General features: G+C 69.8%; 14 protein-coding genes. 8 read left to right on the top strand and 6 right to left on the bottom strand.

Annotated features, from left to right (window positions below; translation table 11 throughout):
• Positions 1-51 precede the first annotated feature (51 nt).
• Complete coding sequence (locus StrepF001_RS32410) at positions 52-684, top strand: PASTA domain-containing protein (protein WP_165396425.1); 633 nt, start codon at positions 52-54, stop codon at positions 682-684.
• 128 nt (positions 685-812) lie between these two features.
• Here the strand turns inward: StrepF001_RS32410 and StrepF001_RS32405 are convergent, their stop codons facing one another.
• From StrepF001_RS32405 to StrepF001_RS32380, 6 genes are all read right to left on the bottom strand, one after another.
• Positions 813-1,856, bottom strand: a complete 1,044-nt coding sequence (locus tag StrepF001_RS32405) for a substrate-binding domain-containing protein (protein WP_129801748.1) — start codon at positions 1,854-1,856, stop codon at positions 813-815.
• A gap of 218 nt (positions 1,857-2,074) precedes the next feature.
• Positions 2,075-2,989: a carbohydrate ABC transporter permease gene (locus tag StrepF001_RS32400; protein WP_129801747.1), complete on the bottom strand. Its 915-nt coding sequence runs from the start codon at positions 2,987-2,989 to the stop codon at positions 2,075-2,077.
• Entirely contained in the window at positions 2,989-3,873 is an 885-nt protein-coding gene (locus tag StrepF001_RS32395) for a sugar ABC transporter permease (protein ID WP_129801746.1), read from the bottom strand. The genes StrepF001_RS32400 and StrepF001_RS32395 overlap by 1 nt, the downstream gene beginning before the upstream one ends.
• Before the next feature lie 11 nt (positions 3,874-3,884).
• Complete coding sequence (locus tag StrepF001_RS32390) at positions 3,885-5,222, bottom strand: extracellular solute-binding protein (RefSeq protein WP_129801745.1); 1,338 nt, start codon at positions 5,220-5,222, stop codon at positions 3,885-3,887.
• A gap of 242 nt (positions 5,223-5,464) precedes the next feature.
• On the bottom strand, positions 5,465-6,553 hold the full coding sequence (locus StrepF001_RS32385) for a LacI family DNA-binding transcriptional regulator (protein ID WP_129801744.1): 1,089 nt from the start codon (positions 6,551-6,553) through the stop codon (positions 5,465-5,467).
• Between the two features lie 124 nt (positions 6,554-6,677).
• On the bottom strand, positions 6,678-7,691 hold the full coding sequence (locus StrepF001_RS32380) for a hydroxyacid dehydrogenase (protein WP_206307009.1): 1,014 nt from the start codon (positions 7,689-7,691) through the stop codon (positions 6,678-6,680).
• Between the two features lie 465 nt (positions 7,692-8,156).
• Here StrepF001_RS32380 and StrepF001_RS32375 point away from each other — a divergent pair, with 465 nt between their 5' ends.
• From StrepF001_RS32375 to StrepF001_RS32345, 7 genes are all read left to right on the top strand, one after another.
• The gene (locus StrepF001_RS32375; RefSeq protein ID WP_129801743.1) at positions 8,157-9,506 is read left to right on the top strand and encodes an extracellular solute-binding protein; all 1,350 of its coding nucleotides are present in this window, start codon (positions 8,157-8,159) and stop codon (positions 9,504-9,506) included.
• Positions 9,503-10,501, top strand: coding sequence for a sugar ABC transporter permease (locus StrepF001_RS32370; protein ID WP_129801742.1), 999 nt, complete (start codon positions 9,503-9,505; stop codon positions 10,499-10,501). Before StrepF001_RS32375 ends, StrepF001_RS32370 begins: the two co-directional genes overlap by 4 nt.
• A complete protein-coding gene (locus tag StrepF001_RS32365) occupies positions 10,498-11,361 on the top strand; it encodes a carbohydrate ABC transporter permease (protein WP_129801741.1) in 864 nt (287 codons plus the stop codon). Before StrepF001_RS32370 ends, StrepF001_RS32365 begins: the two co-directional genes overlap by 4 nt.
• A gap of 31 nt (positions 11,362-11,392) precedes the next feature.
• Entirely contained in the window at positions 11,393-13,174 is a 1,782-nt protein-coding gene (locus StrepF001_RS32360; RefSeq protein WP_129801740.1) for a putative Ig domain-containing protein, read from the top strand.
• A gap of 14 nt (positions 13,175-13,188) precedes the next feature.
• Positions 13,189-16,518: an alginate lyase family protein gene (locus tag StrepF001_RS32355; protein ID WP_129801739.1), complete on the top strand. Its 3,330-nt coding sequence runs from the start codon at positions 13,189-13,191 to the stop codon at positions 16,516-16,518.
• 26 nt (positions 16,519-16,544) lie between these two features.
• Positions 16,545-17,801: an alginate lyase family protein gene (locus StrepF001_RS32350; protein WP_129801738.1), complete on the top strand. Its 1,257-nt coding sequence runs from the start codon at positions 16,545-16,547 to the stop codon at positions 17,799-17,801.
• A gap of 92 nt (positions 17,802-17,893) precedes the next feature.
• Positions 17,894-19,534 carry a carboxylesterase family protein gene (locus tag StrepF001_RS32345; RefSeq protein ID WP_129801737.1) on the top strand — a complete coding sequence of 547 codons (1,641 nt, stop codon included), beginning with the start codon at positions 17,894-17,896 and terminating at the stop codon, positions 19,532-19,534.
• Positions 19,535-19,542: the final 8 nt, after the last annotated feature.

Genomic DNA, 19,542 nt, shown 5'->3' with positions numbered 1-19,542 from the left:
GCGGCGTACGTTCGGATGAGCGGAGTCGGTTCCTTTTCCGCCTGTTCCGGCATGTCAGCGCTCTATCCTTCCGGCCTGGAGAAGGTAGCCCTAGTCGATGTGGACGCCCCGGACCGGGGGATCGAGCGGCCGGTCGGTACCGACGGCGGTCAGGACACCGCACTGCCCGCGGACCCCGATGCCGGGACGGCGGGGGACGTCACGGTTCCGGATGTGCTGGGCAGCTCGCTCGACGAGGCGACCGGGCGGCTCGAGGAGGAGGGGTTCCTGGTCGAGCCGGTCGAGGTGCCGGCCGACGGTGCCACGACCGGCACAGTGGTCGGTCAGGAACCGGAGGGCGGGGGGACGGCGGCCGCGGGGGCGACCGTGACCCTGCACGTGGCCGCCGAGGACTCCACGCAGCCGCCGGAGGACGGTGTCCTGGTCCCGGACCTGGCCGGCCGACCGGTCCCGGAGGCGTTCGCGGAGCTCGAGGCGTTGGGACTCGTTCCCGCGTACGGCCCGGACTCCGCGCAGTCCGCCACCGCCCTTGTCCAGCAGACCGATCCGGCGGCCGGGACCACCGTCGCCCCGGGAGCCACGGTCACCGTGACGGCCGCGGAGGAGGCGCCCGGCGACCCGACCGACGAGCCGGGAGCCGGGGACGGAAACCAGGAACCGGACGGCACGGCGGACGCCGGGTAGCCCTCGTTCCGACCGCCTGCTCGCTGCGCGACAGCCACGTGCGAGTCGCACGAGAGACCGGCCCCGGCGCCGCCCTACGGGGAAGCGGCGCCGGGGCCCTCGCACGAGGATGATCCGCCGGACAGTCCCTACCCGCGCAGCCGAGCCGTGCTCGACCTTTCCACCAGGCGGGTCGACAGTTCGGTGCGGGTGCTCTCCGGGCGGTCGCCGGCCATCATGCGGACGAGCAGGCGCAGGGCCGTGGCCGCCATTTCCGAGATGGGCTGACGGACCGTGGTCAGGGGAGGGGAGGCCCAGCGGGCCTCGGGCAGGTCGTCGAAACCGACCACGCTGATGTCGTCCGGGATCCTCAACCCCCGCTCGGCCACGGCGTCGTACACCCCCCGGGCCATACGGTCGGAGCAGACGACCACAGCCGTCGGCGGCTCCGGCAGGTCGAGGAGTTCGCGCATGCGTCCGCGGGCGACGGCCTCGTCGAACCCGGCGTGCCGCACATACTCCGGGCGGTGCCGCAGCCCGGCCGAGGCGAGAGCCGAACGGTAGCCCGCGATCCTGGCGCTGCTGCACATCGTGCGGCGGTGGCCGGCGACGACGGCGATGCGTTCGTGGCCGAGCCCCAGCAGGTGCTGGGCCGCCGTCACCCCGCCCTGCCAGTTCGCCGCGCCCACCGACACCACGCCGGGCGGGGGTTCGTGCGCCGGGTCGATCATCACGAAGGGGATGCGGTGCTGTGCGAGCCACGCGTACTGGGGCTCCGTCAGTTCGGCCAGGTTGAACAGCACGCCCGCCGATCCGCGCGCGGTGAGCTTGTCCAGCCAGCCGCGCTCCGGGCGGCCGGAGCGGCTGCGGGCGAGGCCTGCCGAGACGACCACGTCCAGGCCGGCGTCGTGCGCCGCCTGCTCCACGCCGTGCAGCACCGCACCGGACCAGGAGCTGTCCAGCGAGTGCACGACGAGGTCGACGAGGCGGGGTGCCTTTGCCGCGTCGAAGCGCGGTCTGCGCACATAACCGAGCCGGTCCAGCGCCTCCGTGACCCGGCGGCGCGTCTCGGGCGCCACGTCCTCGCGGCCGTTGACCACCTTGGACGCGGTCGGCACCGACACCCCCGCCTCACGGGCCACCACCGCCAGCGTCGGCCCGGCCGGAGCGCTCGCACTTGCCGTACGGCCCATCGGAAACCGCCCCTCCGGCCCGCCCGAGGGCCATCGAAAGTCGCGACCAGCACTGCTTTCGTGGGTCGGCACACCGACCTCGGGATAGAAAGCGCTTCCTACAGTAAGTGTGCGGCACGGAGACGTGAAGACACCGGAATCGCAGGACTGTGAAGACCTCCGCCTGCTACGGCGTGCACGTCAGGGCGAAGCCACGGATGACGGGTTGTGCAGCAGGGTCACTTCAGCGCCCCCAGCGTGACGCCCGTCCGCCAGTAGCGGCGCATCGCGACCATCATGATCGCCATCGGGATGATGGACATCAGCGCACCGGTCAGGACGAGGCTGGTGAGGTCGACGCCGGATTCGAGGCGTTTGCCGGACCAGTTGTACAGGCCCAGGTTGAGGGTCCAGTTCTCCTCGCCACGCAGGACGGTGAGGGGGAGGAAGAAGGCGTTCCAGGTGTTGACGAAGGCGAGCAGGAAGACGGTGGCGCCGCCGGTCGTCATCATGCGCAGCACGATGCTGAAGAAGATACGCAGCTCGCCGGCGCCGTCGATGCGGGCCGCCTCCAGCAGCTCGAACGGGATGGCCGACTCCGTGTAGACCTTGGCCAGGTACACGCTGAACGGATTGATCAGGCAGGGGATCAGCATCGCCCACGGGGTGTCGACCAGGCCGATCTCCGAGAACATCAGGTAGAGGGGGAGCGTCAGCAGCGCGATCGGGATCAGGAACGAGCCCACCACGCAGGCGAAGACCAGCCGGCGGCCGGGGAAGTCGAAGCGGGCGAGGCCGTAGCCGGTGGCGAGGGCGATGAGGGTGCCGCCCAGGGAGCCGACGCCCGCGTACAGCAGCGAGTTGGCCGTCCAGCGCAGGAAGATGCCGTCGTCGTAGGTGAAGAGCTGCTGCAGGTTGTCCCACAGGTGCATGCCGGAGAACCACAGGCCGTTGCTCTGGTACAGCCCGGTGCGGTCCTTGGTGGCGGCGACGATCAGCCACCACACCGGGAAGAGGCTGTAGACGCTTGCCAGGAGCAGGCCGATGAGGAGGAAGCGCTGCCCGCCCCGTGAACGGGCAGCGCGGTCAGGGCGGCCCAGGCGGCGCACCGTGCGCGTGGGCGGCTTCTTCGTACGGTCCTCGGTGAGCACCATCAGTCGGCCTCCCTCGAAGTCAGCCGGTAGAAGAGGAAGGAGGCGACGCCGAGGATGAGCGCGAGCAGTACCGACAGGGCCGCGGCGTAGTGGTAGTCGCCGGCGTTGAACGCCTGGTTGTAGATGATCATGATCGGGGTGAAGCTGTCGTCCACCGTCTGCGGTGTGACGTTGCGGAAGAGGGCCGGCTCGTTGAAGATCTGCAGCATCTGGATGATCGAGAGCATGCCCGTCAGGACGAGTGCGCCACGCACGTGCGGGATCTTGATGCTGAGCGCGATCCGGCGCTCGGAGGCGCCGTCGAGGCGTGCGGCCTCGAAGAGTTCGCGGGGCACCGCCTGCAGGGCGGCGTAGATGATCACCATGTTGTAGCCGATGCCGTGCCAGGTGAGCAGGTTGCCGATGGACGGCCAGACCATGGACGGGGCGAAGAAGTTCCAGTCGAAGCCGAAGGCCTCGCCCAGCGGGGTCAGCGGGCCGACCTCGGGGCTGTAGAGGTTGATCCAGACGATCGCGGCGACCACACCCGGGATCATGTACGGGACCAGCAGCAGGATCCGGAAGCGGCCGGCCGCGCGTGCGGTGAGCGCGTCCAGGAACAGCGCCAGGATCAGGCTGATCAGCAGCATCACCGGGATCTGCACACAGGCGAACAGCACCACACGCAGGACGGAGCCCATGAACGCGGAGTCGGTCAGGCCCTGTCGGTAGTTCTCGAGCCCGGAGAACGTCTCCGTGGAGCCGCCGAGGCCGAGGCCCGAGCTCTGTTCGGTGAACAGGGACTGGTGGACGGCGTACCCGATCGGGAGCAGGTAGAGGAAGACGAAGCCGAGCTGGAAGGGCACCGTGAAGGCGGCGCCCTTCCAGCGCAGGGAGCGAATCATCGGAAGCTGCCTCAGCCCTTGACGCTGATACCGCGGGACTTCAGGTCGCTGACCGTCCACTCCTGCATGTGCGCCAGGAGGTCGGTGACCTTCTGTTCCTTGTTGACGACCTTGGCCCAGCCGGCCTGCATCTCCGTGAACATCGCGGTCCAGTTCGGGCCGAAGGTCCAGTCGGTGGTGACGGTGCCGAGGCTGTCGGTCACGATCTTCTGCGCGGGCTCGTAGTTCTTGCCGAGCAGCTTCTCGGAGATCGACTCGCTGACGTACGCCTCGCTGTCGGCGAGGGCCGGCATCACGCCGTTGCCGGTCTCCGGGCTCGCCATCGTCCTGACCGCGCCCGCGTCGGTCGACATCCACAGCGCCGCCTCGGCGGCCTGCTCCTGGTGCTCGCACTGCTCGGTCACCAGGGTCACGCTGCCGGTGAGGTTGGTGCCGGCAGGCGTCTTGGGCGCCTCGCCGGTGAACGTCGGCCAGGGGGAGAGCGCCCAGTCGCCGAAGGACTCGGTGAAGTTCTGCACCATGCCGGCCATCTGCCAGGTGGAGATCTGCCGGGTCGCGGTGCCGCCCTTGTCGTAGTTGCGCTGCACGGCGGCGTAGTCGGCGAAGGACAGCTTGGAGTTGAGGTCGTTGTCGATGATCTCCTGGATCACCTCGGCGGCCTTGAGGGTGCCCTCGTCCTGGAAGTTCACCTTCCAGGAGTTGCCGTCGACGGCGTACCAGTGCGCGCCGGCCTGCATGGCGAGCACCTCCAGGGTGCTGGGGTCCTCACCGGCATAGTTGGTGATCTTGATGTTGTGCTTCTTCAGCTCCTTGCCCGCGGCGATGAAGTCGTCCCAGGTGGCGGGGGGTTCGATGCCGTACTTCTCGAAGATGTCGGCCCGGTAGATCGTGAAGTTCGGCGAGGAGCTGGTCGGGACGCCGTAGAGCTTGCCCTGCACCTGGGCGCCGGCCCAGGAGCCGGCGTTGAACTTGTCCTTCTCGCCCTCGACGTACCGGGTGATGTCGGCGAGCGCACCCTCCGCGACCCAACTGGTCACGTACTCGGCGGTGTTCTGCACCAGGCAGGGCGCGTTGCCCGCCTTGACCGCGTTGGTCAGCTGCTTCTGCATGGTCAGCTGGTCGGTGACCTTCGTGTACTTGAGCTTGACGTCCTCGTGACTGGCGTTGAAGGCCTTGACGACCGCCTCCTGGCCGTTCGCCCAGCCCCAGAAGGGGAGGGTCACCGGGCCGGAACCCGAGGAGTCTCCGGAGTCGGAATCGGAGCCGCCGCAGGCGGCGAGCAGACCGGTGAGCGCGAGACCCGCGACTGCGGCGCGGGCGAACCTTCTCCGGGGGCTGGTGAAGTTCATCTGACCGTGTTCCTTCGGAAAGTAGGCGTCTCGCAACGGGAGGACGCGGCGGCTCGGTACTGGCCGGCGAGGGCGGTCTGAGAACCGTCGGCTCGGCGGACGGGGCGGCCAGGCAGAAGTGATAGAAACCGGTTGCTGGGAAGGTAGGCCGTAGTCCTGGGCTCTAGCAAGAGGTCTGCGGCAATTTGTTTGGGTGGAATGGTGGAAAACGTTTACGGAAACAGGATCGGGCCGTTGGGCGGCTAACCGCGCCGCCGGGGCGGCCGTACCGAGTGGCGTACGACGACATGGGTGCCCAGCACGAGATGCTCCCCGTCGGTCCCCTTGCGCCGCCCTGCCCCGCCCTCGCGCCGGTCGGCCACCGCGCGCAGGGCGACCCGGCCCATCTCCTCGTACGGCACGTGCACGGTGGTCAGTTGGGGGGTGAGCTGGGACGCCAGCGGGATGTCGTCGTAGCCCACGATCGACACGTCCTCCGGCACGCGCAGTCCGGCCGCCCGCAGGGCCTGCATGGCGCCCGCGGCGACCACGTCGGTGCCGGCGAGCACGGCGGTGAAGTCGAGCTTCTCGCGCAGGGCCGTCCCGGCGGCCTCGTAGCCGTGCTCGTAGTCGTACGGGCCGTGCCGCACCATGCCCGGCTCGAACGGCACCCCGTACGCCTCGAAGGCGCGCCGGGCGCCCTGCAACCGGCCCTGTGCGGTGGTCAGTTCGGCGGGACCCGGCAGCACGAGGATGTCCCGGTGGCCGGCGGACAGCAGGTGGCTGGCCATCGCGTAGGCGCCGGACTCGTTGTCGTAGTCGACGGTCGTCGCCGGGACGTCGCCCTCCAGCGGTGGCCGGCCGACCAGGACGAGGTGGGAGCCGGCCGCGTCCAGGGAGCGGGCGAAGCGGGCCATGCGTAGCTGGTACTCGTCGTAGTCGTAGGCGCCGCCGAGCAGCACGACGGCGGCCACGCCCTGCTGGCGCATGAGGTTCACCAGGGCCAGCTCGCGCTCCGGGTCGTCGCCCGTCGTGCCGACCAGCGAGAGCCAGCCGCGCAGTGTGGCCGCGCCCTCGACGCCCTTGGCCACATGGGCGAAGGCGGCGCCGGTGATGTTGTTGATGAGGATCGCGACCGTCGGGGTCCCGCCACCGGCCAGGGAGCGGGCATGGGCGTTGGTCACGTAGTCCAGGTCCCGGACGACCTTCATCACCCTGCGGCGCAGGTCGTCGGAGACCGGATAGTTGCCGGACAGCACGCGCGACACGCTCGCCACGGAGACGCCCGCGCGTTCCGCCACGTCCCGGATGGTCGCCCGGCCGGCGTCGCCCGGTGCCTTGCGCTGACTCACCGTTGCGGCTCCTTCACCGTCGTGACCCGAACACCGGGGCGGGCGCGCTCGCTTCCGGTGCGGAAACCGTATCCCATCGTTCCTCCAGGTAGGACGCCTGTGGACAACCCTCGCGCGGTGGGCGTCAGGCGACCCGGGGCAGGTCCGCCTGGCGCACCTCGTGGGCGAGGGGCAGGCCCGCGGCCAGGCGCTCCAGCTCCTCCACGACGATGCGGCCGAGGCGCTCGAGTTCGTTGCCGAGCGAGCCCGCGATGTGCGGGGTGAGGAAGACGTTGGGGAGCCGGTAGAGGGGCGACTCGGCGGGCAGCGGCTCGGGTTCGGTGACGTCGAGAACCGCGCTGAGGCGGCCGGAGAGCAGCTCGTCGGTGAGGGCGTCGTGGTCGACGAGGGCACCCCGGGAGGTGTTGATGAGGACGCCGCCGTCGTGGATGAGCGCGAGGCGTTCGCGGTCCAGCATGTGCTGGGTCTCGGGAATGTCCGGTGCGTGCAGGCTGACGATGTCGCTGCTGCTCAGCAGGTCCTCCAGGGACACGGACCGGGTGCCGAGCGCGGCGGCCTCGGCGGCGTTCACGTAGGGGTCGTGGAGCAGGACCTCGAAGTCGTACGGACGCAGCAGCTCGAGGAGTCTGCGGCCCACGCGCGAGGCGCCGATGACGCCGACGCGGCGGCCGAGGTTGCCGGTGGCGGCGGTCTCGGCGGGGGTCGGGTGGGCGTGCGTGGCGCGGAAGCGCTCGCGGTGGGTGAAGGCGTCCTTGCCGGCCAGCAGGATCATCGCGAGCGTGTACTCCGCGACCGGCAGGGCGTTGCCGGTGACCGCGCTGGAGACGGTGACGCCGCGCTTCCACAGGGCCTCACCGACCAGCGAGCGGACGGAGCCGGCGGCGTGCAGGACCGCGCGCAGGCCGGGTGCCGCGGTGAGGGTGTCCTCGTCGAGGTGCGGGCAGCCCCAGCCGGTGATCAGCACGTCGGCGCGGGCCAGCTGCGCTGCGGCGCCGGGGGCGGTGAAGTCCCGTACGACGAACGTGGGGTCGATCTCGGCCGTCTGCTGCAGCCGTGCCATCAGGGGTTCGGGGAAGAGCAGCGGGAGATGTACCGGATCCATGGCGAACACGGCCCGGGGCAGCGGGGCGCTGGGCATGAGTCTCCTGAAGAGCGAGGGGTGGGCGGAAACATTTTCTGAAAGCGTCTTCTACCGTAGATCCGCAGTCGACGGAGGGTCAATCGGCGGAACGCGGCGGAAGATCCGCAAGTTTTCGGGTCGTCGGCCACGGAAGCCGACGTCACGACGGAGGACGGGTGCCGAGCGCGTCCGCCCTGCGAGATGTGGGCAACCGGTTGTCGAAGTGGCCGCCCGGTTTCGCGCCCGTGCGGCGATCCTGGGTCCGCGCTGGTCAGCGGTCAGTTGAGGCTCGCCGTCGGGCCTCTTGGGGCGGGTCATCGGCGTTTCGTGGACCTTTCGAAATTCCGCGAGGACTCTTGACGCGCCCTCCGGACGGGCCGAAGCTCTGGCCACTCGGTCATAGCAACCGGTTGCTACTTGTTACTGCGGCCAGATCCGCGATCCGGCCGTGCCGTGCTCCCCGAACCAGAAGGTGAGGCCCCCATGCCTTCCCACGCCGGTGCTCCCCCCAGCCGCCGCCGGTTTCTCGCCCTGTCGGCCGGCGGCGCCGTGGCCGGTGCGGCGGCGCTGAGCGGTTGTGCGATGCAGGTGTCCTCCGGAGTCAGCGGCTCGGGGGAGACCGTCACACTGATGATCAACCCCGACGACCTCACCCCGGAGCTGATCAAGCAGGCCCAGAAGGACCTCGGCGTCAAGATCAGAACGGTGAAGTACGACATCACCAAACTGATCGCGATGCTGACCAACGGCAACCCGCCGGATCTGGTGCGCGGCATCGGCGCCGTGGACGCGGCGTACTTCGCGGCGCGGGACGTGGCCGAGGAGCTCGACCCGTACTTCGCCAGGAGCAGCATCCTCAGGCTCGACGACCTCGATCCCGTCAACGACCTGTGGCGCTACGACGGCAGGACGCAGGGCAAGGGTCCGCGCTACGGCATGGCGAAGGACTTCTCCCAGGACTCCATGTACTGGTACAACACCGCGCTCTTCGACAAGACAGGCGTCGACTACCCGTCGGAGACCGAACCGGTCACCTACGAGGAGTGGCTGGACAACGCCGAGCGGCTGGTGCAGCGCAAGAACGGGCAGACAACCGTGTTCGGCGGCAGTTACAACGGTCTCGGCAAGGCCATCCTGCTGACGAGCCTGACGGCGGCCGCCGGCGGCAACCTGTTCACCGACGACTTCTCCCAGGTCGACTTCTCCAGCCCCGAGGCCCGCAAGGCCCTGGGCTGGTACATCGACTACTGCCGGGTCAGGGTCGGGCCGAGCATCATCGATCCCGACCCCAACACCTGGGACGGGCCCACCTACCAGGCCAACCGCATGGCGATGTCGAACTGCGGCTACTGGCTCGGCGGCCTGATCAACACCGCCCCGAAACTGGCCGAGGTGTCCCGTCTCGCCCCCGCCCCGGTGTTCGAGGGCGGTCCGCGGATCAGCACCTGCCAGGGCGGCACCGGCCTGTGGATGCCCCGCAAGGCGCGGAACAAGGACGCCGCGTGGCGGGTCTTCGAGTGGTTCTTCGGCGAGGCACCGGCCAAGGCACGCGCCTCGGGCGGCTGGGGTATCCCCACCCTGAAGTCCCTGCGCTCCCTGATGCCGGCTCAGGAGGAGCACCAGAAACAGGTGCTCAAGGTGCAGGAGGCCGAACTGAAGCACTTCTCCGTGGCCTCCTTCACCCCCTACGCCAAGTGGGAAGGCCTGGAGTCCATCTTCAACCAGATCGCCCCTGCGGCGATGAGGGGCGACATGTCCGTGGACACCCTCGCCCGGCGGCTGAACTCGGCCATGAACGAGCAGCTCAAGCGCGGTAAGGAGCAGGTGGGATGACCGTCGGGCAGATATCCTCCGCGCAGGGCGGCACCGATACGGCCAAGGCGGCCGACCGGCCCGCGGCGGCGAACCGGCCGCGGATCTCCATGAACGCGCGCCGGCAACGCGCCTTCTACATGTTCACCTCGCCGTGGATCATCGGCTTCCTGCTGCTGACCATCGCCCCCATGGCGTACGCGCTGTGGCTGAGCTTCACCACGTTCGACGGCATCTCGCCGCACTGGCGCTACGTCGGGCTCGACAACTACCGCGAGCTGCTGTCCGACTCGGTGACCTGGGACGCCCTGGGGCGTACGGGCCTGTTCGCCATCACCTCGGTGCCGCTGTCGATCATCGGGGGGCTCGGGCTCGCCGTCCTGGTCAACCGGCCGTTGAAGGCGCGCGGCTTGTTCCGCACCCTGCTCTATCTGCCGGCCGTGGTGCCGCCGGTGGGCGCGGGTATCGCCTTCAAGCAGCTCTTCGACACGAACTCCGGTGCCACCAACGGTGCCCTGAACATCTTCGGCTTCGACGCCCTCGGCTGGCTCGCCGACCCCTACGCGCGCTACGTCCTGCTGATGGTGGTGCTCTGGGGCGCCGGAAACATCATGATCATCTCGTTGGCGGGGCTCCAGGACGTCCCCCGCGAGCTGCACGAGGCGGCCCGCATCGACGGGGCGAGCGCATGGCGGACCTTCCGCAGCATCACCGTGCCCCTGCTGTCGCCCGTGCTGCTCTTCCAGACCGTGACCGGGGTGATCGCCTCGGTCCAGACCATCATGCCGCTGCTGCTGTCCGCCGACGCCACCACCGCCGGCGTCACCGCGATTCCGCAGTCCAACTACCAGTACATGATGCACGTGTTCGCGCAGTACTTCGCGGTCGGCCGCTACGGCTACGCCTCCGCGCTGCTGTGGGTGCTCTTCGTCCTGATCCTCGTCGCGACCGGACTCATCTTCAGGTTCTCGTCCGGCGTGGTGTTCTACAACGTCGACCCGGAGGCGAAGAAGTGACCGTCACCAGCCTGCCGCCGAAGTCCGCTGCCCGGGTGCGGGTACGCGTCAACCGCCTCGTCCTCTACACGGTCCTCGTCGCCGTCACCGGTCTCTTCCTCGGCCCCTTCGGCTGGCTGGTCCTCGCCGGACTGAAGTCACCGGAGGAACTGGCCGCGTCCCCCGTGCACTGGCTGCCCGACACGATCCAGTGGCACAACTTCGCCGACGCCTTCCACCTCATCGACTTCCTCGGCTACGCCCGCAACTCCCTCGTCATCGCCCTCATCTACGCCACGCTGGTCACCCTCAGCTCCGCCTGGGTCGGCTTCGGCTTCGCCCGCCTGAACGCCCCCGGCAAGAAGATCCTGTTCGGCATCCTGCTCGGCTCGATGATGCTGCCCCAGCTCATCACGCTCTTCCCGACCTATCTGATCTTCGCGAAGCTCGGCATGGTCGACACCTACTGGCCGTGGGTGCTGTGGGGCCTGTCCGCCGCGCCGTACCTGGTCTTCCTCTTCCGGCAGTTCTTCGCCGGCCTGCCCCGCGAACTGGAGGAGGCCGCGATCATCGACGGCGCCGGCTATATCCAGATCTTCTGGCGGATCTTCCTGCCGCAGTCCTGGCCGGTGCTCTCCGCGAGCTTCATCATCGCCTTCACCTGGACCTGGGGCGACTACATCGCCCCGCAGCTGCTGCTGTCCACCGACCACTCCACGCTCGCCGTCGCCGTCATGACCACCTACGTCAACGGGGCCGGCGCGCCCGTCGCCAACCTCCAGGCCGCGGCCTCCGTGATGTACGTCGTCCCGATCCTGCTGATCTTCCTCGTCGCCCAGCGCGGCTTCGTCGCCGGAATGTCCACCTCCGGTCTCAAGTAGCCAACTTCCCTTTTTCTTAAGGAACTTCACCATGAACGAAACCCAGAGCACCGGCCTGACCCGGCGCACCGTCATCCAGGCCGCGGGAGCCGCCGCAGCGGCCTACTCCCTGATCGGAGCGGCAGCAGGCACCGCGGCAGCGGATGAGGACAGACCGGAGGCCGGCGACCGGCTGGTGATCCACCCCGTGCCGGGCGCGATGCCGATCAACACGAGCTTCGTCGTCAAGGCCCGCACCCCCGGTGGCCAGTGGAAGCCGGTGCCGGTCCTGCGCGTCGGCACGAAGACCATCAACGAGAAGACCGGCGCCGGCATCATCCGGCACACCTCGGTCGCCGGCCTCGACTTCACCGGCACCGTCGAGGTCCAGGTCACCTCGTCCAAGGGCGCCATCGGCTCCGCACGGATCCGCCCGCTGTCGTACGCCATCCCGCACGAGGTCAGCGGCGACACCATCACCTTCAGTCTCACCGAGCCGCGCAACCTCTCGATCGAGATCGACGGTGACATCTACGGCAACCTGCAACTGCACGCCAACCCGATCGAGAAGAGGCGGCCCGAGGAGGACGACGAGGACGTCATCTACTTCGGCCCGGGTATCCACACCGTCCCGGACAACGTGCTGCAGGTGCCCAGCGGGAAGACGGTCTACCTGGCCGGCGGCGCCGTGCTGAAGGCCCAGGTGTCGTTCAACAACGTGGAGAACGCCCGGCTGATTGGCCGTGGCATCATCGCCGAGACGGACGGCGGCACCACGGTGGCGTTCTCGAAGAACATCGAGATCGACGGCGTCCTCGTCATGAACCTCAAGACCGGCTACTCGTGCACCATCGGCCAGTCCAAGCAGGTCACCGTCCGCAACCTGCACTCCTACAGCTCCGGCCAGTGGGGCGACGGCATCGACGTGTTCAGCAGCGAGGACGTCCTGATCGAGGGCGTCTGGATGCGCAACAGCGACGACTGCATCGCCATCTACGCCCACCGCTGGGACTACTACGGCGACTGCCGCAACGTCACCGTCCGCAACTCCACCCTGTGGGCGGACGTCGCGCACCCCGTGAACATGGGCACACACGGCAACCCGGAGAAGCCCGAGGTCATCGAGAACATCGTCTTCAGCAACATCGACGTCCTCCAGCACCGCGAACCGCAGGTCCTCTACCAGGGCTGCTTCGCCCTGAACCCCGGCGACAGCAACCTCATCCGGAACGTGCGCATCCAGGACGTCCGGGTGGAGGACTTCACCTGGGGCCAGCTGTTCAACATGCGGGTCATGGCCAACCGGTACAACGCCACGCCCGGCCGGGGCATCCAGGACGTCTACGTCCGGAACCTGTCGTACGACGGCAGGAACGCCATCATGCCGATCGTCGTCGGCTATGACGCGGACCGCGCCATCAAGAACCTCACCTTCCAGAACCTGCAGATCAACGGCACGGTCATCCACGACAAGATGCGCAAGCCCGGCTGGTATCTGATCCCGGACATGGTCCCGATGTTCGTCAACGAGCACGTGAAGGACCTCCGCTTCCTGGACGCCGCCACGCCGGCCGCCACCGTGGCCCCCGAGATCACCAGCGCGGGCGAGGTGACGACCACCAAGAAGCGCATCTTCAACCACCTCGTCACTGCGACCGCGCTGCCGACGTCGTTCGGTGCCGAGGGGCTGCCGGAGGGCCTGAGGATCGACGAGAAGACCGGACTGATCTCCGGGACCCCGCAGAAACGCGGCACCCACACGGTCACTGTCTCGGCCACCAACAGCGCGGGCACGGCCACCAAGGCCCTCGTACTGACCGTGCAGAACCCGTAATCCAGGAGTGACCCGTGCCTTCCTTCAGCCGACGGACGCTCCTCGGCACGGCGGGACTCGCGGCCGTGGCCGGCGGCGGACTGCTGTCCGCCGCCGCCACGCCCGCGTGGGCCCAGGCCGCCGAAGCGGCGTTCGCCTTCGCGCACCCCGGTCTGCTGCACTCCCGGGCGGACCTGGCCCGGATGAAGTCCGCGGTGGCGCAGGGACGCGCCCCGATCACCTCCGGCTTCGCCGCGCTGGCCGCCGACTTCCGTTCCCAGCACACCTACGCCGTCCGCAACACCGGACAGATCACCACCTGGGGCCGCGGCCCCACCGACAACACCAGCCAGACCGTCACCGACGCGGCCGCCACCTACCAGAACGCCCTGATGTGGGCGGTCACCGGCGACGTACGCCACGCCGACAAGGCCCGCGACATCCTCGACGTCTGGGCCGCCTCCCTCACCGGCATCACCGGCGCCGACGGGCAACTAGGTGCCGGGATCCAGGGCTTCAAGTTCGTCAACGCCGCCGAGATCCTGCGGCACAGCGGCTACGACGGCTGGCCCCGGGAGTCCGTGCTGCGCTGCGAGCGCTCCTTCACCGATGTCTGGTATCCGGCCCTGTCCGGCTACTGCCTGTACGCCAACGGCAACTGGGACATCGCCGCGCTGCGCACCATCCTCGCCATCGCCGTGTTCTGCGACAACCGGGTGATGTTCGAGGACGCCCTGCGGTTCGCGGCCGCCGGGTCCGGCAACGGCTCGGTGCTGCACCGCATCGTCACCGCCGCGGGCCAGGGCCAGGAGTCCGGCCGCGACCAGGCCCACGAACAGCTCGCGGTCGGCCTGCTGGCGGACGCGGCCGAGGTCGCCTGGCAGCAGGGCGTGGACCTGTACGGCTTCGCCGACGACCGGATCCTCGCCAACTTCGAGTACTTCGCCCGCTACAACCTCGGCGACAACTCCGTACCGTTCACCCCCGACCTCGACCGCACCGGCAAGTACATCAAGCTGACCGTCTCCGACCGGCAGCGCGGCGTGTTCCGGCCCCTGTGGGAGATGGCGTACGCGCACTACGCGGGGCGCCTCGGCAGACCCGCCCCCCACACCGAGAAGGCCATCTTCCGGGGCACGGACGGAGCACGTGTGATGGAGGGCTACCAGGAGGACCACCCGGGCTGGGGCACGCTCACCTACGCCGGGACAGAGCCCGCCTCACCCGCCGCGCCGACGGCACCCGCCGGGATCACAGCGGTCGGCGACGACCACGCCGTGACTGTGTCCTGGCTGCCGTCGGCGTGGGCGACCGGCTACACGGTCCGGCGGGCCACCAGCCCGGAGGGACCGTACAAGCGGCTCGCGTCCGGGGTCGAGGCGCCGAGGTTCACGGACCACGACGTCCGCCCGGGACGGACGTACCACTACACGGTCACCGCCACCAACTCCCTGGGCACGAGCGCGGCTTCCGCCTGGACCGCGGTGACTGCCGGTCTCCCCGCGCCCTGGTCGACCCGGGACCTGGGGAACGTGAGGATTCCGGGCTCCGCATCCTTCGACGGCGAGCGCTTCGTGCTGACGGCGAGCGGCACCGCGGACACCTACCGGCTCGCCCACCTGCCGCTGTACGGCGACGGCGTCGTCACCGCGCGGATCGTGTTCCCGCTCAGCTCCCAGTACTCCAAGATCGGCGTCACCGTCCGCGACTTGCTCGACCCGGACGCCGCGCACGCCTCGATGCTGATCCAGGGGCTGCCGCTGCACACCTGGAGCGGCGTGTGGTCCGTCCGCCCGTCGGCCGGGGCGTCCGTCTCCAGCACCGGCAGCACGCCCGTGCCGCCCTCCCAGCAGCAGGCGATCACCAACGCCGCGGCGTTCCCGATCTCCGACCTCGGCGCGCTGCCGGAGTCGGCGACCCCCCTCCAGGCGCCGTACGTCGAGGGCGCCGGCGACGGCTACCGGCTGCGGATGCCGTACTGGGTGCGCGTGGAGCGCAAGGGCCGACGCTGCACCGGCTCCCTCTCCCCGGACGGCATCCGGTGGACCGAAGTCGGCTCCACCGAGGTCGAGTTGGGGCGTGAGACATACGCGGGGCTCGTCCTCACCTCCTGCCTGGGCGTCGACGAGGCGTACGCCGAGACCGGCACCGGCGCCTTCGACAACGTCAGCGTGACATCGTCGGCCACCGGCGAGGTCTGGCACACGCCACGCCCCACGCGCACCGCCACCGACCTGCGGGCGGCCACCGGTGCCGACGCCGTCGAGCTCGGCTGGAGCGACCCGGACCTCTCGGCCACGTACACGGTGCTGCGTGCCAAGGACGCGGCAGGTCCGTACACGACGCTCGCGAACGGTGTCGGCCCGGTCGGCTTCGGCACCCGCATCCGGTACGCGGACGCCACCGGCAGACCCGGCACGACGTACCACTACGCCGTCGTCAAGACCAACTCCGACGGACGCGGCCCGCGTTCGGCTCCGGCGCACGCCGAGATGCCGACCCCCGCCAAGCCGGAGTTCGTCTCCCAGGACACCGCGTTCGCGAACCGGGGCGACGAGTTCCGTCATCTGCTGCGGGCCGCGCACGAACCCGTACGGTTCACCGCGCGCGGCCTGCCCGACGGCCTGCGCCTCGACCCGCGCACCGGCCTGATCTCCGGAACACCCACCGAGAAGGGAGAGTTCAGGGTCACGACCACCGCGGCCAACGCGGCGGGCACCGCCACCTCCACCCTCACGCTCACCGTCGGCACCCCGCCGTCCGCACCCTGGTCGTACGGCGACCTCGGCGACGTCGTACTCGACGAACACGAACTCGGCGCCTACGGCGTGGTGTACGTTCGCACCCCCGGCAGCACCGCATACGAAGACGGGACCTTCGTGGTGCGCGGTGCCGGAACCGATCTGACCCTCAACAACCAGGGAATGACGGGCCAGTTCGTACGCCGGCCGGTCACCGGCGACTGCGAGATCACCGCCCGGCTGGTCTCCCGCACGGGCGCGAGTGCCGACCGGGTGGGTCTGCTGATGGCCAAGTCCCTGTCGCCGTTCGACCAGGCCGCCGGGGCGATCGTCTCCGGCGGGACGACCGCGCAGCTCATGCTGCGCACCACCGTGGCCGGCCGGTCGACGTTCACCGGCAACGGCACGGCCCAACTCCCCAGCCTGCTGCGGCTGAAGCGCACCGGGACCGCCTTCACCGCAGCCCTGTCCACCGATGACGGCGTCAGCTGGACCCCCCTCGCCGAGGGAGAGATCCCCGGCTTCGGCGACGCCCCCTACTACGTGGGCCTCGTGGTCTGCTCCCGCAGCCCCCTGGCCCGCTGCACCACCGAGTTCGACGAGGTGAGCATCACCGCCATGTAGATCCTCCAAGGAATGGAGATGCACGAATGAGCCGCACTTCCCCCCACAGGCACCTCCACACACCAGAGTTGAGCCGCCGCGGTCTGCTGAAGACCGCCGGCGGCCTCACCGCCGCCCTCGCAGTCGGCGGGTCCGCGGCCGTGCTGGCGGGCAGCACGGCCGACGCGGCCCCCGCGACCTTCACCCACCCCGGCATGCTGCACAACTGGGGCGACATCAACCGGGCCAAGGTCAGGGTGGCCGCGGGCAACGACCCCTGGCTGTCCGGCTGGAACCGGCTGACCGCCAACTCCCACTCACAGTCCACCTGGACGCCCCGCCCCACGGCCACGATCATCCGCGGCGGCGACGGCCAGAACTACCCCCAGCTCTACAACGACATCCACGCCGCCTACCAGAACGCGCTGCGCTGGCACGTGGGTGGCACCGCCGCGAACGGCGACTGCGCCGTGCGCATCCTCAACGCGTGGTCGTCCACGCTCACCACCATCACCGGAAACGCCGACCGGTACCTGGCCGCCGGCCTCTACGGCTGGCAGTTCGCGAACGTCGCCGAGCTCATGCGCGGCTACGCCGGGTTCGACCTGGGCCGGTTCAAGACGATGATGCTCAACGTCTTCTACCCGCTCAACGACCGGTTCCTCCGCGAGCACAACGACGCCTGCATCACCAACTACTGGGCGAACTGGGACCTGTGCAACATGGCCTCGATCATGGCCATCGGGATTCTCTGCGACGACGGCGCCAAGTACGACCAGGCCGTCAACTACTTCAAGGGCGGCGGCGGCAACGGCCAGATCCAGCGGGCGGTGCCGTTCCTGTACCCGAACGTCGAGGGCTACGACCTCGGCCAGTGGCAGGAGTCCGGCCGCGACCAGGGCCACACCGTCATGGGCATGGGCCAGATGGGCGCCCTGTGCGAGATGGCCTGGAACCAGGGCGACGACCTGTACTCCTACGACGGCCGCCGCTTCATGAAGGCCGCCCAGTACGTTGCCAAGTACAACCTGGGCATGAACGTGCCCTACACCACCTACACCTGGGGCAGCGGCCAGAACTGCGCCCAGCAGTCACAGACGGTCATCGGCTCCGGGTCCCGCGGCCAGGTCCGCCCGGTGTGGGCCATGCTCCACTACCACTACAACCGGCGCCTGTACCTCGACGACAGGTACATCTCTCAGATGTGCTTCTCGGTCGCCCCCGAGGGCGGAGGAGGTGACTACGGCTCCACCAGCGGCGGCTTCGACCAGCTCGGCTTCGGCACGCTGATGTACGCCAAATAGGCGCTGAACCGGCTCGTGCACCGGAATACCTCACAGCGATGTGATGCTCTGATGTGAACGGTGCACGAGCACGGCGAAGGGCTGGTGGGCGGATGACCGCAGCAGACCTGACGGGCCCCGTGGTGAGCACGCAGTACGGGGCGGTACGCGGCCGGTACGAGCGTTCCATTGCGGTGTTCCGGGGCATCCCGTACGCCGCACCCCCCTTCGGGCCGCGCCGCTTCCGGCCCCCGGTGCCACCCGAGCCCTGGGACGGTGTGCGGGACGCGGGCGCCTTCGGGCCGACGCCGCCGAAACCGCCGTACTCGGAGGCGTTCGCCCAGTATCTTTCGGACCCGGTCGTGCCAGGGGACGACTGCCTCAACCTGAACGTGTGGACCCCCGAGCCGGGCCCCGGCGCCCGGCTCCCGGTCCTGGTGTGGCTGCACGGCGGGGCCCTGACCAGGGGTTCGTCGTGTGTGCCCGTGTACGACGGACGCACCTTCGCCCGCGACGGGATCGTCCTCGTCTCCCTCAACTACCGGCTCGGAGTGGAGGGTTACGGACTGTTCCCGGACGCCCCCGCCAACCCCGGCCTGCGCGACCAGCTCGCCGCCCTGCGCTGGGTGCACGAGTCGATCGGGGCCTTCGGCGGTGACCCCGACCGGGTGACCCTCTGCGGACAGTCGGCCGGCGCGATCAGCATCGGTGCCCTGATCGTCGCCCCGCAGGCCCAGGGCCTGTTCCGGCGCGCGATCCTGCAGAGCGGGCCGCCCGAGGCGGCCGAGCGGGACAAGGTACGGCGGATGGTGCGCCGGATGGCGACCCGGCTGAAGGTGCCCGCGACCGCCGAGGCCTTCGCCGCCGTCGACCGCGACCTGCTGCTGCACACCCAGGCCGAGGCGAGCCGGCTCAGCAGCCCCGTCCTGGGCGGGCCGGCCTTCGGGATCGTCGTCGACGACGACATCGTCCCCCGCGATCCCCTTCAGGCCCTGGTCGAGGGCCGGGTCGCCGAGGGCGTGGACCTGCTCATGGGCTGGACCCGCGACGAGTACCGGCTGTGGCTCGTGCCCGGCGGGCTGCTGGAGCGTATCGACCGGCTCGGCCCGGTCGCCCTGGCCGGAGCCATGGCCCGCTGCCACTGCGGGCACGAGGTCCCGCGCGGCTACCGTGCCCTGCACCCCGAGGCCGGCACCGCGGAGACCGTCGGCCAGCTGGTCACCGACCACCTGCTGCGCATTCCGCTGCACCGCCTGGCCGACGCCCGCCCCGGATCGTCGTACGTCTACGAGTTCGCCTGGCCCTCCCTGCTGCCCGGCCTCGGCGCCTGCCACGCCCTGGAACTCGGGTTCGTCTTCGACACCGGCGAGGTGCCCGAGGCGGCCAAGCTGGCGGGCTGGGGGGCGCCGACCGAGCTGGCCGACGCGATGCACACGGCGTGGGTGCGCTTCGCGGCCGACGGCGACCCGGGCTGGGAGGCGTGGGACGCCACCCATCCGGTGCGGATCTTCGGTGAAGCCGGGCCGGCGGGAGAGGCCGGTGATCGGGGGGCGTCGGGCGAGCAGAGGGCGCTGAGAGAGCCGTACACCGTGTACGGCCCGCGCGACCGCGAGCTGGCCCTGTGGACGGCCGACGCCACGGTTCGGGAATCCGCGCCCCCGGCCGTTCCTGCCGACGGTGCGGCCGCGCACCGTGCGGAACTGCGGTCGGTCGCCCGTCTGCTCCGTCGCTCGAGCGGTGTCCGTCGGCAGTGACCGAGGCC

This window comes from Streptomyces sp. F001 (assembly GCF_004187715.1).
Classification (GTDB): Bacteria; Actinomycetota; Actinomycetes; order Streptomycetales; family Streptomycetaceae; genus Streptomyces; species Streptomyces flavusporus.
Note: the sequence above shows the minus strand (reverse complement) of the source record. Positions and strands in the feature narration are given on the sequence as shown.